General features: G+C 59.4%; 17 protein-coding genes. 7 read left to right on the top strand and 10 right to left on the bottom strand.

All coding sequences use genetic code 11. From position 1 onward, the window contains the following. Nucleotides 1-25 precede the first annotated feature (25 nt). From KFE13_RS10740 to KFE13_RS10730, 3 genes are all read right to left on the bottom strand, one after another. Nucleotides 26-889: a ThuA domain-containing protein gene (locus KFE13_RS10740; RefSeq protein WP_260703121.1), complete on the bottom strand. Its 864-nt coding sequence runs from the start codon at nucleotides 887-889 to the stop codon at nucleotides 26-28. A gap of 177 nt (nucleotides 890-1,066) precedes the next feature. Beyond that, nucleotides 1,067-3,724: an ABC transporter permease gene (locus KFE13_RS10735; protein ID WP_260703119.1), complete on the bottom strand. Its 2,658-nt coding sequence runs from the start codon at nucleotides 3,722-3,724 to the stop codon at nucleotides 1,067-1,069. A 37-nt stretch (nucleotides 3,725-3,761) separates the two neighbouring features. Continuing rightward, nucleotides 3,762-4,091, bottom strand: a complete 330-nt coding sequence (locus KFE13_RS10730) for a PadR family transcriptional regulator (RefSeq protein ID WP_260703118.1) — start codon at nucleotides 4,089-4,091, stop codon at nucleotides 3,762-3,764. A gap of 302 nt (nucleotides 4,092-4,393) precedes the next feature. Between KFE13_RS10730 and KFE13_RS10725 the strand changes: the two genes are divergently transcribed. After that, complete coding sequence (locus tag KFE13_RS10725; RefSeq protein WP_260703117.1) at nucleotides 4,394-5,662, top strand: MFS transporter; 1,269 nt, start codon at nucleotides 4,394-4,396, stop codon at nucleotides 5,660-5,662. Nucleotides 5,663-5,752: 90 nt separating this feature from the next. Beyond that, complete coding sequence (locus KFE13_RS10720) at nucleotides 5,753-6,919, top strand: Gfo/Idh/MocA family protein (protein ID WP_260703115.1); 1,167 nt, start codon at nucleotides 5,753-5,755, stop codon at nucleotides 6,917-6,919. Between the two features lie 79 nt (nucleotides 6,920-6,998). Here the strand turns inward: KFE13_RS10720 and KFE13_RS10715 are convergent, their stop codons facing one another. Next, the gene (locus tag KFE13_RS10715; protein WP_260703114.1) at nucleotides 6,999-7,826 is read right to left on the bottom strand and encodes a 3-keto-disaccharide hydrolase; all 828 of its coding nucleotides are present in this window, start codon (nucleotides 7,824-7,826) and stop codon (nucleotides 6,999-7,001) included. A gap of 326 nt (nucleotides 7,827-8,152) precedes the next feature. Here KFE13_RS10715 and KFE13_RS10710 point away from each other — a divergent pair, with 326 nt between their 5' ends. After that, nucleotides 8,153-9,811 (top strand): cytochrome c oxidase subunit I, encoded by a 1,659-nt coding sequence (locus KFE13_RS10710; RefSeq protein ID WP_260703112.1) that lies wholly within the window; start codon nucleotides 8,153-8,155, stop codon nucleotides 9,809-9,811. A gap of 110 nt (nucleotides 9,812-9,921) precedes the next feature. Here KFE13_RS10710 and KFE13_RS10705 read toward each other — a convergent pair whose 3' ends face one another. Continuing rightward, complete coding sequence (locus KFE13_RS10705; protein WP_260703111.1) at nucleotides 9,922-10,626, bottom strand: Crp/Fnr family transcriptional regulator; 705 nt, start codon at nucleotides 10,624-10,626, stop codon at nucleotides 9,922-9,924. Nucleotides 10,627-10,692: 66 nt separating this feature from the next. On the opposite strand from KFE13_RS10705, the gene ruvA reads away from it, so the two are divergent. Together ruvA and KFE13_RS10695 are read left to right on the top strand one after the other, a co-directional pair. Then, nucleotides 10,693-11,295, top strand: a complete 603-nt coding sequence (gene ruvA / locus KFE13_RS10700) for a Holliday junction branch migration protein RuvA (RefSeq protein WP_260703110.1) — start codon at nucleotides 10,693-10,695, stop codon at nucleotides 11,293-11,295. Between the two features lie 488 nt (nucleotides 11,296-11,783). Further along, on the top strand, nucleotides 11,784-13,358 hold the full coding sequence (locus tag KFE13_RS10695) for a glycoside hydrolase family 5 protein (protein ID WP_260703108.1): 1,575 nt from the start codon (nucleotides 11,784-11,786) through the stop codon (nucleotides 13,356-13,358). Between the two features lie 132 nt (nucleotides 13,359-13,490). Here the strand turns inward: KFE13_RS10695 and KFE13_RS10690 are convergent, their stop codons facing one another. From KFE13_RS10690 to KFE13_RS10670, 5 genes are all read right to left on the bottom strand, one after another. Then, a complete protein-coding gene (locus KFE13_RS10690; RefSeq protein WP_260703107.1) occupies nucleotides 13,491-14,159 on the bottom strand; it encodes a PspA/IM30 family protein in 669 nt (222 codons plus the stop codon). 71 nt (nucleotides 14,160-14,230) lie between these two features. Next, entirely contained in the window at nucleotides 14,231-15,649 is a 1,419-nt protein-coding gene (locus KFE13_RS10685) for a flotillin family protein (RefSeq protein WP_260703106.1), read from the bottom strand. A 115-nt stretch (nucleotides 15,650-15,764) separates the two neighbouring features. Further along, the gene (locus KFE13_RS10680; protein WP_260703105.1) at nucleotides 15,765-16,334 is read right to left on the bottom strand and encodes an NfeD family protein; all 570 of its coding nucleotides are present in this window, start codon (nucleotides 16,332-16,334) and stop codon (nucleotides 15,765-15,767) included. A 2-nt stretch (nucleotides 16,335-16,336) separates the two neighbouring features. Further along, complete coding sequence (locus KFE13_RS10675) at nucleotides 16,337-17,014, bottom strand: helix-turn-helix domain-containing protein (protein ID WP_260703104.1); 678 nt, start codon at nucleotides 17,012-17,014, stop codon at nucleotides 16,337-16,339. A 139-nt stretch (nucleotides 17,015-17,153) separates the two neighbouring features. Beyond that, nucleotides 17,154-17,432 (bottom strand): hypothetical protein, encoded by a 279-nt coding sequence (locus KFE13_RS10670; protein ID WP_260703103.1) that lies wholly within the window; start codon nucleotides 17,430-17,432, stop codon nucleotides 17,154-17,156. Nucleotides 17,433-17,878: 446 nt separating this feature from the next. On the opposite strand from KFE13_RS10670, the gene KFE13_RS10665 reads away from it, so the two are divergent. Next, the gene (locus KFE13_RS10665; RefSeq protein ID WP_260703102.1) at nucleotides 17,879-18,175 is read left to right on the top strand and encodes an HU family DNA-binding protein; all 297 of its coding nucleotides are present in this window, start codon (nucleotides 17,879-17,881) and stop codon (nucleotides 18,173-18,175) included. Between the two features lie 211 nt (nucleotides 18,176-18,386). Further along, on the top strand, nucleotides 18,387-19,403 hold the full coding sequence (locus tag KFE13_RS10660; RefSeq protein WP_260703101.1) for an alcohol dehydrogenase: 1,017 nt from the start codon (nucleotides 18,387-18,389) through the stop codon (nucleotides 19,401-19,403). The last annotated feature ends 51 nt before the right edge of the window (nucleotides 19,404-19,454 follow it).

Genomic DNA, 19,454 nt, shown 5'->3' with positions numbered 1-19,454 from the left:
GTTGCAGGTTGTCAGTAAAACGACCTTAGTGCGCAGCCGGAGCGGGATGCGAGGTGGTGCTGCCTTCGGTCATGCCGAGCGACCATTTGATGGCCTCAAAGTACATGGTGCGGATGTCGGGGTCGCTCCAGGATTCGCGTGTGTGGCCGAGCGTGGAGTAGAAGACGCGGCCCTTGCCGTACATCTTGGACCAGGCGACGGCGAAGTCGTGGTCCTGGCGATGGACGCGCGGGTTGTTGTAGTCGAGCTGCGAGGGATCGAGCGAGAGCAGGACGTTGACGTCGGCGCGCGACCAGTCCATAGGTTGATAGATCTCGTCGAACTTGTGGAACGCGGCGGGGAAGTGGCGGGTTGCGGGGAAGTCGCCGCCTTCGTTGCGGATGGGGGCGTTGAAGGTCATCCAGGGATGCTGATCGAACCAGCCGCCGATCATCTTGCCGTACTCCGGCCATTTGTAGAGCGTGTCGAGTGCGGCGTGAATGCCGACGAAGCCCTTGCCGTCGTCCTTGATGAAGGACATGAGCGCGGCTTTCTGCTCGTCGGTGAGGTCGAGCTCGCCGGTGGTGCTGGCGAAGACGACGGCATCGAAGTAGTTCAGGTTCTTGGCGTTTTTATCGAGAGGCTTTTTGGTGAGCAGCTCGGTGTCGGTGCGGAGGACGGTCTCCCACAGGCCGGTGTCGTGGCCCATGTTGTAGACGGCGGCCATGGCATCGGGGACGGAATCATGCTCGAAGCCCTTGGTCTGGGCGATGACGAGCACGTGGCGGGGAATCTTGCCGGCCGGAGGCGCAGGCTTCGGCGCCGGAGCTGCCTGCGCTGCCGCGTGGATGGTGGTGAGAAGAATGACCGCGGTTGCGATGGTGCAGCAGGCTCTGCGAAAGAGATTCATCTGGATTCGTTCTCCGTTGGGTGCCGTAGTATGCCTTAAATCGTTACGACACTACACTATCGCATTCAATGGGTGGCTCGAGTGATGTCCTGCAAAAAATGCGGGGGTTCCTCGGCTGCGTGCTGCGCACTTCGCTCGGAATGACACACTTCTCAGGCTACGCATTAGCGGGCACAACTACTCGACGCGGAGGGCCTCCATTGGGTCGACGCGTGAGGCGCGGCGCGAGGGAATCCAGCAGGCGATGAGTGCGACGGCGGCCAGCAGCGGCGGGACGAGGATGAATGTCGTCGCGTCCCAGGGTTTTACTCCGTAGAGGAGGCTGGTCGTCAGCTTGGCGGCGGCAAGTGCGAGAGGCAATCCAAGTGCGACGGATATCAGCGCAAGGCGCATGCCTCCGCGCACGATCATGCGCTGCACCTCGGTGGCGCGTGCGCCAAGGGCCATGCGGATGCCGATCTCTTTTGTGCGCTGGCTCACGGAGTAGCTCATGACGCTGTACAGGCCGATCACGGCCAGCAGCAGACCGCTGACGCCGAAGATGGTGAAGAGCGTGCTGACAAAGCGCGGCAGCAGAAGTGCCTCCTGCATGTGCTCTTCCATCGTCTGGACGTGGAAGATGGCAAGCGACGGATCGACGGCGTGAATCTGGTCTTCGATCGCTCTGATGAGTGTTGTAGCGTCGCCTTCGTAGCGCGCCATAATGGTGTAGCCATCCCGCGATGGATCGCTCGCGATGTTCTGTGCAATGGCCCGGTACAGGACAGGGCGCTGCTGCTCGCCGATGGTGCGTGCCTTGGTATCCTTCACAACACCGACGACCTGATAAGGAACACCGCCTCCTGTGACCGTGTGGCCGATGGGGTTGTCGCCATGAAGGTAGCGGCGCACAAACTCTTCATTCACGATGCCGACCTTTGGAGCCGTTGGATTCTCGTCGCCGAAATCGCGGCCGGCAATGCGCGGGATGCCAAGCGTCTCAAAATATTGCGGACCCGCCATGAAAAGCTCAACGACGTTCTGCCCCTGTGGCGCCGGATATCCGGGCACGACGAAGTCGTCGCTGCGATGCTTTCCGGAGAGTGGTACTCCATCTGTCGTCGTTGCAGATATCACGCCCGGCAGCCGTGCGACACCGTCACGCACCTGTTGAAGCAGCTGCACCGCACGCTCCGGCGTGTAACGATGAAGCACCGGATCGACCGACATCATCACAACACCGCGTGAACGGAAGCCCACATCGATGTTTGCTGCGCTCTCAAGCGAGCGTAAAAACAGGCCTGCACCGCATAGCAGCACCAGCGACAACGCAATCTGTACAACAACAAGCACGTTGCGCAGGTTGAAGCGCCTGCCCGGACGCGCAAGGGCCTCCTCGCCCTTCAACGCGCTGGGCACAACAGGACGCGACGCCGTCCATGCCGGAACAAAGCCGCAGAGAAAGCCCGCAGCCACGCTCAGCGCGAAGGTATACAGCAAGACGCGCCAGTCGACATGAACACTGAGATCGGTAGGTACCGGCGCGGGGAAAGTGAAGGACGAGAGCGCATAGGTTGCCCATAGCGAGAGCAGCACACCAACCACGCCGCCGCCCAGCGCAAGCAAGACACTTTCCAGCAAAAGCTGGCGCACCAGTTGCGCGCGTGTCGCTCCCAGCGCCAGCCGCACGGCCATTTCGCGCTGCCGCTGCGCTCCCTGCGAGAGCAGAAGATTCGCCACATTGGCGCAGGCGATCACCAGCACCAGCAGAGCCACACCGGAGACACCCAGCAGAAACATCTGAATCGTCTTCTTGTCTCTTCCAGACAAGGTATCGCCTCGTTCGATATGGAAGCCTCTATTGGCGTCGGTTGCAGGATAGGCATGCGCAAGCCGGTCTGCGATCAGGTCCAGCTCCTGTGCGGCCTGTTTCTGCGTAACGCCTGGCTTCAAACGCGTTGCAATGTGCAGCCACTGCATCTCGCGCGACTCCGGGTCCGGGGCGTTCACTACCAGCTCCGGCAGATCGTCTACCGGAACCCAGAACTGCGTATCGAGAATCTGGTCAAGCCCATGAAAGCCCGGACGCGTTACGCCAACCACCGTATAAGGATGTCCCGATACATCGATTACTTTGCCTATAACCGAGGCGTCGCCGCCAAAACGCTGTTGCCACAACCTGTAGCCCAAAACAATCACTTGCGCATGTTCTTCGTTTGGATTGAATCCTCGTCCGGCGGCCATCTGCAACTGCGTTACATCAAAATAGTTTGCCGTGACCGCCTGTCCCCACTCGCGCTTCGAGTCCCCCTGCATGCCGATCTCAGCGGGAACCGCGTCATTGTAGGCTGCCATGCCGGAGAAGGACTGCGCCTGCGCACGAAGATCGCGATAAAGTGGGGCCGGGAAATCGTTGCAGCACTGCCCATGATTGTACGTTCGATACAACGTCAGCAGAGACGATGGATCACCGACCGGCGGCGGCTTAAGCACAAACCTGCTGACAATAGAAAAGATGGTCGCGTTCGCCGCAATGCCGAGTCCGATAGAGAGCACGACCGTAAAGACAAGCGCGGGCATGCGCGAGAGACGGCGCGCTGAATACGTCAGATCGCCCCAGAGCCGGTCGAGCGTGGACTCCCACCCGGCGTTCCAGACTTTTTCGCGCACGGTTGCGGCTGTGCCTATCTCGGCGCGGGCTGCTTTGACGGCGTCGTCCGGACTCATGCCTGCGCGTACCTTCTCGCTGACCGATTCGCCGATGTAGGCCTCCAGCTCTTCGTCGATCTCGGCATTGCGCGCATGCTTGTCGGCAAGCGCCTTCGATCCTTTACCCAGACTCCGCATCCATCCCATGACGTACCTCGTTCTCTTTCGAGAGGTTCTCGTGTGTTTATGCTTCGAGAATTCTGTTGATGGCGGCTGTCTGCCGTCCCCAGGCTTCGGTTTCAGACTTCAGTGCCTTGCGGCCCTTCTCGGTAAGCGCGTAGTACTTTGCGCGCCTGTTGTTTTCGGTGGCGCGCCACTCCGCCTTGATGCGTCCTGCGCGCTCCATGCGGCTGAGTGCGGGCAGCAACGAGCCGGGGTTGACCTTGAATGCGCCATCGCTGATCTGCTCGATGCGCTGCGTGATGCCGTAGCCGTGCATGGGCATCAGAGCGAGCGTCTTCAGGATCAGCATCTCGAGCGTTCCCTGGATGAGATCGGTGTTTTTGTCGGGCATGAAGCGTCGTCTCCTCTTGATTATCTAGAGGTAATGGCTCTATCACTAGATTGTCAAGAGGAGGTACGGGGAGATGCCGCGGGCGGTTCCATCAATTTTCACGATGAGCAGGCGCAATGGCGGGATGCACGATGCGGGAGCTTTCTCGACTGCGCGCTTTCGCTTCGCTCGGAGTGACACTTTTATTGGTGGGGCCACATTATCTGCGCATAGAGAGTTTTTATATCGCTGTGCGGAACTCCGCGCTGAATCTACACTTAAGTACAGCGCATCTTAAATTACAGCCGCGCGCAAAAAATCCCATGAGCGAGACCTCTTTTACAGCGACCATGCCCGCCGCCGATCGAGTCGACTTCGCATCGGAACAGATTGCTCCGCGTCCGACCGAACCTGCGCGCTCTTTGCTGCGCGTGCTGACGGCAATCAGCTTCTGCCATCTGCTGAACGACATGGTGCAGTCGCTACTGCCTTCGATCTATCCGATCCTGAAGAGCAGCTTCCATCTGGATTTTTCGCACCTGGGCCTGCTTACGCTGACATATCAGGTTGTGGCCTCGATGCTGCAGCCGCTGATTGGGCAGTTCACGGACAAGCGCCCGATGCCGTACGCTTTGTCGGTCGGCATGACCTTTACGCTTCTGGGATTGCTGCTGCTGGCCGTGGCGCCCACCTTTACGTGGCTCATCATTGCGTCGTGCCTTGTTGGTGTTGGTTCGGCGATCTTCCATCCGGAAAGCTCGCGTATTGCGCGCATGGCCTCGGGCGGCAAGCATGGCTTTGCACAGTCGTTCTTCCAGGTGGGCGGGAACTCAGGCTCTGCGATTGGACCGCTGCTGGCCGCGTTTATCGTGTTGCCGCTCGGGCAGAAGGGGGTTGCGTGGTTCGCGCTGCCGGCGATCCTGGGCATCGTCGTGCTTTATCGCGTGGGCCGCTGGTACAAGGCGCGGCAGGCTGAGGCCTCGCGCACGAAGAAGCATGAGCATCACGCGGCGGTGCACCTGTCGAAGGGACGCATCTTCGGCGCGATCTCGATCCTGATTGCGCTCATCTTTTCGAAGTACTTTTATCTTGCGAGCCTGACGAGCTACTACACCTTCTACCTGATCCAGCGCTTTAACACGAGCGTGCGGACCTCGCAGATCATGCTGTTCCTGTTCCTTGGCTCGGTTGCCGCGGGCACGCTGATTGGCGGCTCGGCGGGCGATCGCTATGGCCGCAAGCTGGTGATCTGGATCTCGATTCTCGGCGTGCTGCCCTTCACCCTGATACTGCCGTATGCTTCGCTGTTCTGGACGGGCGTGCTGAGCGTGATTATTGGCTTCATTCTGGCCTCGGCCTTCTCGGCGATTCTGGTGTATGCGCAGGAGCTGCTGCCGGGACGCGTCGGGATGATCTCGGGGCTCTTCTTTGGCGTGGCCTTCGGTATGGGCGGCATCGGCGCTGCGGTGCTGGGGAAGCTGGCCGATCACACGGGCATCATCAACGTCTACCATCTGTGCGCTTATCTGCCCGCTATCGGACTGCTCACCGGCTTCCTGCCGGATGTCGAGGGCAAGCAGAAGCACGCCTGAGGCGTTTCTATCGACGGCAAAACGGCGGAGAAGCCTGCGTTTGATACCATCCTCGAGACTGGAACTTACACAGGGAGCCTTCTGCCTTCTATGCCGAACCGTCGCAGCTTTCTTGTCTCCAGCGGACTGACCGCACTGGCTTCCACCCGCGCCTTTGCGGCCAACGAGACGCTTCGCGTCGGCATCATCGGTGCAGGAGGACGCATGCGCGCCCTGATGGGCGCGGCCGATGCGAGCGGCGTGCCTTACGAGATTGTCTCTGTGTGCGATGTGTATGGTCCACGGCGCGACGAAGTAAAGGCGCGCACCAACGCGACGGCGGCCACGCTCCACACGGACTATCGCGAGGTGCTGGACGATAAGACGATCGATGCTGTCTTTATCGCGACTCCGGATCACTGGCATGTGCGCATTGCCGCTGCCGCTCTTGCCGCAGGCAAGGACGTTTATCTTGAAAAGCCGGTTACGCACACGCTTGAAGAGGGGGCCGTACTGCATAAGGCTGTGCGCTCGTCGAAGCAGGTTTTGCAGTGCGGCATGCAGCAGCGCAGCTGGGCACACTTTCGCGATGCGGTTGGCCTGATCCAGGGAGGAGCGCTCGGACAGGTTCCGCAGGTGCGTACGTACTGGTGGCAGAACTACGGACGCAGCTGGGTGCCGAAGCCGGTCGACACGGCGCAGCTTGATTGGAAGCAGTGGCTCGGCGGCGCGCCAGATCAGCCCTTTACGCTGGAGAAGTATTTCCGCTGGCGCTGGTTCTGGAACTTTGGCGGCGGCGCGATGACGGACCTCTTTACGCATTGGATCGATGTGGTGCACTGGGCGATGAAAGCGGACACACCCTCAACTGCATTCATGCTGGGCGACAAACGGATCTATCAGGACTGGGACTGCCCGGACACGATTCAGGCAGCCTTCCGCTACCCAGACTTCGATGTTGTTTACGAGGGCATGATGGCATCGTCGATCGACGATGGCGGACTCGAGTTTCGCGGTACGGAAGCGACGTTGAAGCTTAACCGATCGGGGATGACGGTGTATCACGAGGGCGTCAAGGCCGACCGCAATCCAGTGCTGAAGGCAGACAGCTTCGAGGACGGCACGACGCCGCACATGCGCAACTTCTTCGACTGCATCAAGAGCCGCAAGGAGCCGAATGCTCCAGTTGAGGCAGGTATTGCTGCAGCGCGCGCGGGACACATCGGCAACCTTGCTTATCTGCATGGCGGCAAGACGACGTGGCCTGCGAAGACGTAGTCGGCTCCTGCGAGGGAGTGGCGCGGTGAATGAAAAAGGGGAGCGGCAAAAGCCGCTCCCCTTTTTTCTGGCAGGATGATTACTTCAACGTGTAGGACGGATCGAAGGTCAGGTCCCGCACCCAGATGTTTCTAAAGCTGAGCGGCTCACTCTTGTCGCCGTGAGCCTGCAGCTTGATGGGAGCCTTGTCGTAGGCCTTGTAAAACGGCTTGCCGATGTAGAGCGTCTGTCCCTGTACCTGGAAGTGGTTCTGCACCACGACGCCATTGAAGAAGACCGTTACATAGGCAGGTGTCTTGAGCGAACCGTCGCTGTTGAAGCGCGGCGCTGTCCATACGACGTCGTAGCTTTGCCATTCGCCGGGCTTGCGTGCCGGGTTTGCCAGCGGGATGGCCTGTTTGTAGATGGAGCCGGCCTGCCCGTTTACGTAGGTCTTGTTGTTGTAGTTGTCGAGCACCTGCAACTCGTAGCCTGCATCGCCCGGCCCTGTCGAGGCCAGAAAGACGCCGCTGTTGCCGCGCGCCTGATCGGAGCCCTCGATGTTGGACGGAATGCGCCACTCGATATGGAGCTGATAGTCCTTGAAGGAGCGCTTCGTTTCGATGTTGCCGACGCCCTTCTCCTTATTCACGGTCAGAATGCCGTCTGCCACGATCCATTTTGCCGGGGTGTGGTCCTGCGCGGACACCCACTCGTCGAGGTTCCTGCCGTCGAAGAGCACGATCGCATCCGACGGCGGAGCTCCAACTGTCGCTCCGGGAGTCACAATCGGGGGCACCGGCTCGTAGACTTCGGTGTCCTGATGCTTAGGCGCAGGCGCGCCAGTGGCTGGCTGTTGAGCCATAAGCGGCAGCCCGAGTGCCATTGAGGAGGCGAGAGCGAGAAGCTTCAGAGAATCGATACGCATAAGTACAGCCAAGATACACCGAAGCCGTGGCCCTACGGCAAATCTCTCGCCGTTTGTGATCGCGGTCACATCTTTTTCTCCGCATCCGTTTCATCCTGATCTTCTTCAGGAGATCGAGCGATGAAACTCCACGTCCTCCAATCCCGCCCCTGTGTCCATGCCTGCAAGGAATGCTCACGACGCTCTCCGAGGCAGCACTGCGATACCCACGCGCCGTGTCCGGGATACGGCACGACCCCGAACTGCCCGCCGCTGATTGTGCTGGCGGTTCAGGAGTGCATCGATCTTCGGCTTATCGATCTGATCCATATGAGGCCCGCACACGCATGAGCACCATAGCCGTTCCCCAGCCCTCCGTCGCCACCGCAACGCGTGAAGAACAGCGCAATTACCTGAACGAATCCCACGGATTGAAGAGCTGGCTGCTGACGCAGGACCATAAGCGGATTGCCATCCTCTATCTGATCGGCGTTACGTTCTTTTTCGCTATCGGAGGCCTGCTCGCTTTCCTTCTTCGGCTCGAGCTGCTGACGCCGGGTTCGGACCTGATGGCGATGGACACCTACAACAAGGTCTTCACCATGCACGGCATCGTGATGGTTTTCTTTGTGCTGATTCCTGCGGTCCCGGCAGTGCTTGGTAATTTTCTGATCCCGCTGATGATCGGCGCGCGGGATCTCGCCTTTCCGCGATTGAATCTGCTGAGCTGGTACTGCTTTGTCGTCGGTGGCCTGCTGTTGCTGTACACGGTCATCAACGGCGGCGTCGATACGGGATGGACTTTCACGACGCCGCTCAGCACACGGTTCGTCAATACGAATGTGATTTCGGCCGGACTGGCTGCCTTTGTGGCCGGCTTTTCGTCGATCTTCACCGGTCTTAACTTCATCGTTACGATCCACCGCATGCGCGCACCGGGGCTGACGTGGTTTCGCCTGCCGCTCTTTATCTGGTCGCACTATGCGGCATCGATCGTGATGGTATTGGGAACGCCGGTTGTCGCTATCGCGATTGTGCTGGTTGCGCTGGAAAGGTTGGTTGGCATTGGCGTCTTCGATCCTGCAATCGGCGGCGACCCGCTGCTCTTCCAACACCTGTTCTGGTTCTACTCGCATCCTGCCGTGTACATCATGCTGCTGCCTTCGATGGGTGTTATGTCGGAGATCATTGCCTGCTTTTCGCGCAAGCGTGTCTTCGGTTATTCTGCCGTCGCGTTTTCGTCGGTGGCCATCGCGCTGTTCGGCTTCTTTGTGTGGGAGCATCACATGTTCATCATGGGAGTGAGCCAGTACTCAGCTCTCGTGTTTTCCATGCTGACCATGCTTGTCGCGGTTCCGTCGGCGATCAAGGTCTTCAACTGGACGACGACACTCTATAAAGGCTCCATCAGCTTCGACGCGCCGATGATCTATGCCTTCTGCTTCCTCGGTCTGTTCGTCATTGGCGGCTGCACGGGAGTTTTTCTTGGCTCGCTTGGCATGGACGTCCATCTGACGGAGACCTACTTTATCGTCGCGCACTTCCACTTCGTCATGGTGGGCTCGGTCATTATGGGTTATCTCGGCGGACTGCATTTCTGGTGGCCGAAGATCACCGGGCGACTTTACCCCGAAGGACCGGCAAAGATTGCAGCGGCTACGATTTTCATCGGCTTCTTCTTCACCTTCGGGCCGCAGTTCATCCTCGGCTACCTGGGCATGCCGCGACGCTATGCGATGTATCCGCCGGAGTGGCAGGTGCTGAATGTCATGTCGACCGCGGGAGCCAGCGTGATGGGACTTGGCTATCTGCTTACGATCATCTATCTCGCCTGGTCGATCTACTATGGCCCGGTTGCTACATCGAATCCATGGCGCGCGTATGGGCTGGAGTGGCAGACGACTTCGCCGCCGCCCACGGAAAACTTCCCGGTCACACCGATTGTGACCCATGAAGCGTATGACTATGCGTCGATCGATGGGACCGACTCGAAGCTGTGCGCGTAAAAGCTCACGCGGCACCCCTCCCAGGTCTGATGGGTGCTCGGGAGAAAGAGATCCATTCCGTAGCTGCAATCCATGCAGCACGGGATGGATCTCGCCTCTCTCTCAGCTATTTATGAGCAATACTTCGCCTGCATGGCAGAGGGCCGAGGGAGAATGATCTGCTCGCCCTGTTGCTGCACCATCCCCTCATGCCGGAACTTTGTAAGCAGCCGGGTCACGGTCTCGCGGGACAGGCCGGCCATGTTCCCAAGCTCTTCGTGCGTGAGCGGCATACGAAACGCGAATGGCTCCTCTGCCGGCTGCTTCCCCATGCCGCCCCAGTCCAGCAGCACGTGGGCCAGCTTGCTTGAGGCCGAGCCAGAGAGTGCGAGCCGGCGCGCGCTCAACATTGCCCCCTCGTACTCCAGGGCCAGCGTCAACGCCGTATTGCGGCTTACGTCGCGATACCTGTCCATGAAGGCGAGAAACTCGGCGCGGCCAATTGCCTTGGCCTCGCACGGCTCCAGCGCTTCCGCGGTGACTTTATGCGTGCTGCCTTTCAGTACGGCCGCCAGTCCCAGCACATCGCCCGGCTTGGCCAGCCGCACGATGAGCAGCTTGCCCTCGGCCGAAGAGGCGGTCAGCTTCATACGGCCGTGGCACATCACGTAGACTTTATCGGCTATATAGCCTTCGTGCAGAGCCAGCTCGCCCGGCTCGAAGTGCGTGAGGTGTCCGATGGACTGAAGGTCGGCGAGGGCATCGGAAGTCAGGCTGCAGAAGCAGTCCTCCTTGCGCACCGCACAGGTTATACAGTCGCGGCTGCCCTGCGCCATGGTCGTGTCCCCTGCGTCTATGCTACGCCTCCGAGGGACATGGCCGCATTTACAATCACCTGAAGCATGATCGCTCACCTGCGCGGACGCCTCCTCTCCAAGACCCCCAATCAGGTCATCGTCGACTGCAATGGCGTCGGCTACGAGGTCACTATCTCTGTCGCCACGTTCTCGGAGCTGCCCGCCGAGAACAGCGAGGCCGCGCTCTTTATCCATACGCACGTTCGCGAAGACCAGCTTGCCCTCTTCGGCTTCGCCACCACGCAGGAGAAGCGGCTGTTTGAAAAACTGCTGACGATCTCGGGTATCGGCCCCAAGCTGGCTATCACCGTCCTGAGCGGCATCTCGCCCGAGCGCCTCGTCACCGCGATTCGCGGCGGAGATCATGCCACCCTGACGAAGATTCCCGGCATCGGGAAGAAGACCGCCGAGCGTGTCGTGCTGGAGCTGAAGGACAAGCTCGACGACCTTGCCATCCCCGATCTTGCTTCGGCGACAGGCGGGGCGCATCACGGACCGGTCGCCGACGATGCGCTTTCGGCGCTGGTTAATCTGGGCTACCCGCGCCCGGTTGCGCAGAAGGCCATCGAAACAGCGATTGAGAAAAACTCTTCCGTCGGAGGCGACTTTGAATCCCTTTTCCGCGCCGCGATGGCAGCAATCCGCTAAATTTTAGCCTCCCGCATAAGCCACTAAATCTAGTTTAGTCAATAATTTCCCTGGAGATATGCACTGAGCGGCCGTTTTGGCAGCCTGCATGCTTGTTACTTCGGCAGAACACCCGCGTGGGAAAAACTGTATGAAACTTGAGATGGTAACTCAGAATTAAGTTACCTGTGTGGGAGATTAATGTTACTCCTTAAATTGTGACTAATCAGCACTTACAGAGGCTGATAGCCATCAGCAACCGAAATCCTGTCTTTTGAAGGGTTTCGAGGCAGAAAAAGCGACGGCAAACAATACCCCGAAGTGGGTAAACCGTTTCTCTCCTGCCAGAGGCGACAGATACGTAACGCCGCCTCGACTGGTAACACTGCATCACCCTGTTTCACTTGCTTCGGTTCTCCCGGAAACATAACCCTAACTCGTAATTGCGTAAGAGCGCTTGATAGCGAGAGCGCTAACCGCTTTACCAAGAAAAATTCAGGAATCTTCCGATGAGCACGATTTCCTACTTTTTCCTGGCTGTTTTCCATTTTCTTGCTTTGGTCTGGGCCACGATTCACCCCGACGTCAACCCCCACCAGCAGAAGGCGTCCCTGCGTCAGATCGCAACCGAGGTTCGCGTGGAATATCGCGAAAATCGGACTGCGCTCGCACAGAAGCGTCTGGTTCTTGCCTCAACCCGCGCCGCCGATACCGGCTACTGGCACACCAGCGGCAACCAGATCCTGGACGATCGCGGCACCCCCGTGCGCATTCAGGGTATCAACTGGTACGGGTTCGAGACTGTGCGCAAGGTCCCCGGCGGACTAGCCGTGCAGGATTACCGCACCATCCTTGAGACCATTCATAGCTCGGGCTTCAACACCGTTCGCATTCCGCTGTCGAACGACATGGTCGAGCACCCCATCGTGCCCGAAGCGATCTCCTTCACCGGCGAGCATGGCGAAATGAACCAGCCCCTGCGCGGGCTGAACTCGCTGCAGATTCTTGACCGCGTGATTGAGTATGCCGGTCAGATCGGGCTGAAGGTGATCCTGGACAATCATCGCTCTGAGGCCGGTGACTCGGCTGAGCAGAGCGGCCTCTGGTACACCGCTGCCTACCCCGAGTCGGCATGGATCACCGATTGGCAGATGCTTGCCCGTCGTTATGCGGGTAACACGACCGTCATCGGCGTCGATCTGCGCAACGAGCCGCACAACGCCAACTCCGGCGGAGCCTGCTGGTCAGGCTGCGGCGAGCGCGACTGGCACCTGGCCGCACAGCGCGGCGGCAACGCCGTCCTCGCCATCAACCCGCGCCTGATCGTCTTTGTCGAAGGCGTGGACGCGGTGAACAACGACTTCTACTGGTGGGGCGGCAATCTCGAGGGCGTGCGTCACGCGCCAGTGCACCTCGACGTTGCCAACCAGCTTGTCTACTCGGCCCACGACTACGGCCCGAACGAGTACCACCAGAAGTGGTTCAACGGGGCTACGGCTGCTTCGCTTGAGGCCGTCTTCAACCGTCACTGGGGCTATATCAGCCGCGAGGGCATCGCTCCGGTCTGGGTTGGCGAGTTCGGCACGACCAACCTGACGCGCGATATCGTCGGCACCGAGTCCGGTTCCGAGGGCCAGTGGTTCTGCGCGCTGGTCGCCTATCTAGCGAAGAACTCCGACATCAGCTGGACCTCCTGGGCGCTGAACGGCGAGGACGCCAACGGCCTGCTCGATTCCGACTACGGAAAGCCAGCCAATCCGTTCAAGCTCACGGCACTGAATAACCTGATGGCCTCGACACCACGGCCGATCGCACCGGCTGGTCCGCAGGTGATGCTTGCCGCAGCGCAGCCGCAGGCAATTGCACCGCAGACGACGGCACAGCAGGTGATCGCTCCTCAACCGGTTGCCTTCCAGCCTGCCGTGATCGCACGGTTGAGAGCGCAACAGACGAAGAACATGTCCATCGCGTATACGCCTCATCTTCCGGCGTCGGTGCTCAACCCCCAGCCTTCTATAGAACCGATGGAACACACCCCCGAGGCGGCACATTCTCAACATGAGTCAGCCGGGGGCGACCTCTAAAAACCCTCCAAAGGTCCTTAAAGCCCCGGCCTTGCGCGCCTCATGCAAATCTTCCCATCGGCTATCAGCCCATCGATGGAAGACAGCATGAGGCGCACTTTTTGTGTGGAGATGCGCCGAACTACAGGCGCGCTAGGTTAGACGAGGTTGACGCTCCTTGAGCTCCGCCAGGAGCCGCTCGATGCGCTCATCACGCTCCAGCGCATCGAGCCGATCCTCTGCCGAACCGGTCTCGAGCAGCATGTGACTTGCCGCATTCATGGCCTGTTGCTGTTGCACGCTTTCCTTCAGGCGCGCCACGGCCGATCCTCGCTGGCCCAGCACGCCGGCGCCGCGCGTTGCATTCGCCTTACCTGTCGCACGTGCGCGGCGGTTCTGCGCGATCAGCATCTCGCAGGCGCTGCGCGTCTCTGCCAGCTTCCTCTCGAGCCGCGAGTAGGCGCTGCGCAACAGCTCGGTCTCGGCGGTCTGATCTTCGATCTGCTGCGCGAAGCCCTTCGCCATTTTCTCGTTCTCCAGGCTCCGCTCCAGCGCAACGCGAGCCAGATCATCTTTCTGTTTTTCGACTGCTACTTCGGCCTTGCGGTGCCACTCGATCACTGCGTCGGAGTGCTCCTTGTGCTTCTTCGTCAGCAGATGCTGATCGGCAATCGCCATCGCCACCTGTGTCTTCACCTGCATCAACTGATTTTCCATATCCAGCACCAGCTGCCTGCAGAGTTTCTCCGGGTCCTCGGCTCGGTCGATCAGGTCATTCAGATTCGCCCGCAACAACGTTCCAATTCTCTCCAGCAGCGGCATAGCATCCTCCTTCTTACTTACGCTTCACGAAGAAAAATGCGGCGCGTCAACTACCCGCGCCGCGCCCAACATTACGCACTCAAGCCATTGCCGCCATCGCGGGGCTTCATCGCCTTCACGTTGGCCATCAGGTCCTCGAGCTTCATTCCGCTCAGCGCCTCAAACAGGGCAGGCACCTGTGCGGCGATCTTCGTCATCTCGCCCGTCACCTTGCTGGCCCCGGTCGTGCCATCGGCTCCAGTGGAGATGACCGTGATCTTGTCGACCTTGCTGAGCGGCTCCGACATGGCCCGCACAACATCGGCCATGTTCGAGATCAGCTTGTCGACTACGGCGGCCTGCGTCCACTCCTGGTAGGCTTCAGCCTTCACGTTCATTGCCTTCGCCTCGGCCTCGCCCTTCTGGAAGATGATCGCGGCTTCGGCTTCACCCTGCAGCCTGGTGGCGGCAGCGCGACCCTCGGCCTCCATCGTCAGACGAGCACGCTCGGCGTTGGCGATGTTCTCGATGCGCTGACGCTCGACTTCTGAAGCCTTCAGCACGGTCGCAATCAACTCCTTCTCGTGACGCAGAATCTCGGCCTCCTGCACCTTGACCTGCTCCTGCTTCTCGACCTGCTGTACGCGCACCTGCTCGGCGACGACTTTCTGCTGCATCACGTTGGTCTGCAGTTCATACGCCTTATCGGCCTGCGCCTCCTGCCTGCGAGCCGCCTCGGTGAACTGCGCCTTCTGGATGTCGAGGTCGCGCTGGGCTTCGGCCTGCTTTGCGAGCGAGGCTGTTTCGGCAATCACGCGCTCCTGGTCGGCAGAGGCCTTGGCAACAGCCGCTTCGCGCAGAGCAACGGCACGGCGAATCGCAGTGTCTCGTTCCGCCTCAGCCGCAGCAATCTCCGCATCGCGCTTGATGCGAGCCACATCAGGACGTCCCATGTTGGTGATGTACTCGTTCTTGTCGCGCACCTCGCGAATCGTGAACGAGATCACCTCCAGGCCCATCTTGCTCATGTCATCCATGCACGTCGAACGCATGCGCTCGGCCACCATCTCCGGCTCCTTGACGATCTGTTCAACCGTAAGCTGACCGATGATGCCGCGCAGATGTCCTTCCATCACGAGGCGGATCAGCCCTTCGCGCTGGTCGGGCGACTTAGTGAGGAACTGCTCCGCAGCCGTAAGAATCGACTCCTTATCGGAGCGCACCTTGATCTGCGCCACTGCCTCAACGGTCACCGCAACGCCCTGCTTGGTGTAAAGGTCCTGCTGCGGCGCGACGTCGAAGCTCATCAGCTCCAGCGACAGCTGCCGCGAGTTTTCGACGACGGGAAAGATCACCGCGCCGCCGCCCTTGATCACACGCGGTCCACGAAAACCGTAGACCACAATTGCTTCGTTCGGGCCCGCTTTGCGAAACATTTTGGCCATAAGAAGGGCCAACGCGAGCGTCCCGAAAACCAGTAAACCGACAATCGTCACAATCGAATCCGGCATAACAATCCTTCGTCTCCTAAGAGACATGAAGCCTGTACGCTGCTTGCCTCAGAAAGAGTTGGCGGCAGGGGAAGGCCCTGGCAAGAGGGCAGCCGCAAATGAAATCAGAGCAAACTCAGGCGTCGGGGTGCGCCAGTTCGTCCCAGCGCCGCACATAAGCCACGCCGCGCTCGTAGCGAATGACGACAACCTCTGCGCCACGTTCGATCGCGTGTCCGTCGTCGCTGCGAGCAGCCGATGCTTTTCGCGTGCCGGTTTGCGAGAAGATGATCTCGCCAATGCCATCGCCATCGCGAATGCCATTGCTCACACGCGCGACAACACCGGTCATCTCCGTATCAGCCGAGTCCATCACGCGCTCGTGGGGGAGCAACACTTTGAACAGGGCAGCCCACAGCAACCCTGCTCCTGCAAAGCCGCTGATCGAGGCCAGCAGCACAATCAGCTGCGCATTGAATGTTGTCGTCCGCATCAGCAGATAGCCTGCACCGCCAAACCACGTGACGAACGCCAGCACGGTGAACATATTTACCGATGACATGCCACTCTTTGCGCCATGCCCATGCCCGATGTGGTGATGCCCTACATGAAAATGGCCCAGGTGCAGATGCCCAAAACCACTTATCAGCGACAGAAGGCTCAGCACCAGTCCCGTTGCAAAACAAATGATGAAGAGGTTTTCCATAACTATTTGCGTTTACGTCCTGCGGCTCCTTTCCGTGTCCGCGGGGCCCTTGTGGTGGGTGTTCTCTCCGCCTGCTCTTTTCTAACCGCCTCGGCCTGGGGCTTGTTGGTCATTCCGACCGAAGCGACGGAGTTGCGCAGTGGAGAAATCGGCTTCTTCTCAGCGTCCTCGCCTCCGACCTGCGGCTTCAGCGCATCGAAGAGCCGGTCCAGCAGTGTTGGTGTCTCGATGATGGCCTCCATCAGCAATAGGCACTTTCGTGTGTCGTGATGGTTGGCCAGCGCCAACAGAGCCTGGCACAGCGCCGGATCGCGGCGAAAGCGCTCCGCACCCGCCACGAGCCAGAGGTCGAGTTTGTCCTCGCTATGGCGCACGTCCGACAACAGCTCCGACTGGTAGCCTTCGGGGTCGTCCACGAGATAACCAGGATGGACCTTGAAGAACTTCGCGAGCAGAAGCCGTGTGGTGTTGGTGAGGTGCGGACGCGCGCCGCTCTCGATCTGCGAGAGATATGACTGGCTGATGCTGCCGCTGCGTCCGTCCGTAACCAGCTTTCTGCCGCCGGTAGCGGACTGCTCCTGAATCGCGCGGACCAGCTCCTGCTGGGTCATGGCGCGGCCCAGACCGCGGAGGTTGCCTTCTACCTCGCGCAGGTACCGGATTTTGTCAGCCAGCTTCATCGGGTGGCGCCTCATCGAAACGCCGTATTACAGATTGCGATATTTATATTGCAATCTGTAATACATGTCAAGAAGAATCGGCGGCAAGAATTCTTTCATGTAGCGAAAGCCTCGTTACTCAGCGATTTACAAACACTTTTTATGCCGTGCCGGCCCAGTTCATCGACTGCACCACAAGCACGTGTGCCCTGGTCTGTATTTTGCGCTCGATGCTTTGTTTCAGCTCTTCAGCAATGGCTGCAACATTCGGCCGCTCGCTTGCAGTCTTCGCCTGGTAGGTTGCGTACGGCAGTTTGCACGGCTTCGTGCCGATGATCGTCTTCTCCCAGAACTTCGACCGCATGTATCGATCAAGCAGAAGATACGCGTCGCGATCCAGAGAGCCGCCAAGTTCGATGCGCGCAAAGAGCTGAGCCATCGTCTCACCCGTAAAAGAGAAATTTTCGTGCAGAGATGAATCGTGGAGCCCGGCTACCGAGGATCGTGCACTCGGCCCTTGCAGTGTTTTCCGACAGCATGCACTCACTTGGGATGCGTCCGAAAACTCTGCTATCGAGAGTGCCATATCTGAGCTTCCTTCGCCACCGTTGCCATTTTAAAAGTGCAAAAATCTCGTAAAAATGGCTGTTTTTAAGTCGATTTGCCACAAAAACCGGAAAAAACCCGAAAAAACCTGTGGAAACCGCCGAAAACGGGTTGACAAACTTCGCGGAAAAGCTGAAGGTGAATTGCGGTACGGTTTCTCCGGACCCGCATGAACACTGACGATTCGCTCGGTAGAACACGGCGACTCAGGAGTCTTCACAACGGGCGAGGCGGGCGGCCCCAAATTTCAACAACTGAGTAAGAAGAAGGAGCAACACTATGGCAAAGGGATTGACGAAGACACAGCTGGTTCGCCACCTGGCGGAGAAGCTCGAGCTCACCAACAAGCAGACCGCTGCTTTCCTCGACCTGCTGGCCGAGACTGCCGTTAAGGAGACCAAGAAGAACGGCGAGTTCACCATCCCCGGCATCGGCAAGCTCGTCAAGGCTGAGCGCAAGGCACGCCTGGGCCGCAACCCCCAGACCGGCGAGACGATCAAGATCAAGGCCAAGACCGTCGTGAAGTTCCGCGTCGCCAAGGTCGCGAAGGACACCATCGCTCCCCCCAAGAAGTAGTTTCGGTAGCGAAGCCCTCCCCGTCCGCGACGTTCGACTGCGGCAGCGAGAGCTAACAGACAAGATAGCCCGCGAGCCCTCGGCCACAAAGCCGAATGTTCGCGGGCTTTCTCGCGTTTTCCGCTCTCTGCCCGGGTGACCTTGCAAATGCGTTCACGAAACCGGCCTATAATTTCGCCCATCGATCGTTCACGTTTTTCTGGAGGATTTTATGGCGAAGATGCGCGTGGTGCAGGTAGCGAGGGCGGGTGGCGATCTGGAGATGGTGGAGCGGGAGATTCCAGAACCGGGCCCGGGAAAAGTTCGCGTCAAGGTGCAAGCCTGCGGGATTTGTCATAGCGATTCGGTGACGAAGGAAGGGCTGTTTCCCGGAATCCAGTATCCGCGTGTGCCCGGCCACGAGGTGATCGGCGTCGTCGACAAGATCGGCGACGGTGTGAAGGAGTGGAAGGTAGGCCAGCGCGTCGGCATCGGCTGGCATGGCGGAAACTGCGGATACTGCCACAACTGTCGGCGAGGAGATTTCTTTGCCTGCACGAATGATCTCGAGACGACGGGCGTGTCGTTTGATGGTGGCTATGCGGAGTACCTGGTGGCCCCGGCGATTGGACTGGCAGAGGTACCCGAGGGGTTGAGCGCTGCGGAGGCTGCTCCCCTGATGTGCGCGGGTGTGACGACCTTCAACTGTCTGCGTAACGCCGGAGCGGTTCCTGGCGACGTGGTTGCGGTGCTCGGACTGGGCGGCCTTGGACATCTTGGCGTGCAGTATGCGTCGAAGATGGGCTTCAAGACGGTTGCCATCGCACGCGGGGCGGACAAGGCTGAGCTGGCGAAGAGGCTCGGTGCAGCCGTGTATATCGACAGCCAGACGCAGGACCCTGCGGCTGAGCTACAAAAATTAGGCGGCGCTAAGGTTGTGCTTGCTACGGTTACAAATGCAGATGCCATGGCCGCAGTTATGGGTGGACTCGGCGTCAGAGGAACGTTCATGATCGTCGGCGCAGTCCCGAAGCTCGAAGTACCGGCGCTCCAGATGCTCCTGAACTCACAGAAGGTGCAGGGTTGGTACTCCGGAACTTCGATCGATTCGGAAGATACGTTGAACTTCAGCATCCTCGAAGGCGTGCGTTCAATGAACGAGGTCTATACGTTTGAACAATTCAAGGAAGCCTACGACCGCATGATGAGCGGAAAGGCACGCTTCCGCGTCGTGATGACGATCCATTAGAAGAAGGTTAAGCCGCACAGCAATGTGCGGCTTAACGTTTGGCATCATCGA

It is taken from the genome of Edaphobacter flagellatus (genome assembly GCF_025264665.1).
GTDB lineage: Bacteria > Acidobacteriota > Terriglobia > Terriglobales > Acidobacteriaceae > Edaphobacter > Edaphobacter flagellatus.
Note: the sequence above shows the minus strand (reverse complement) of the source record. Positions and strands in the feature narration are given on the sequence as shown.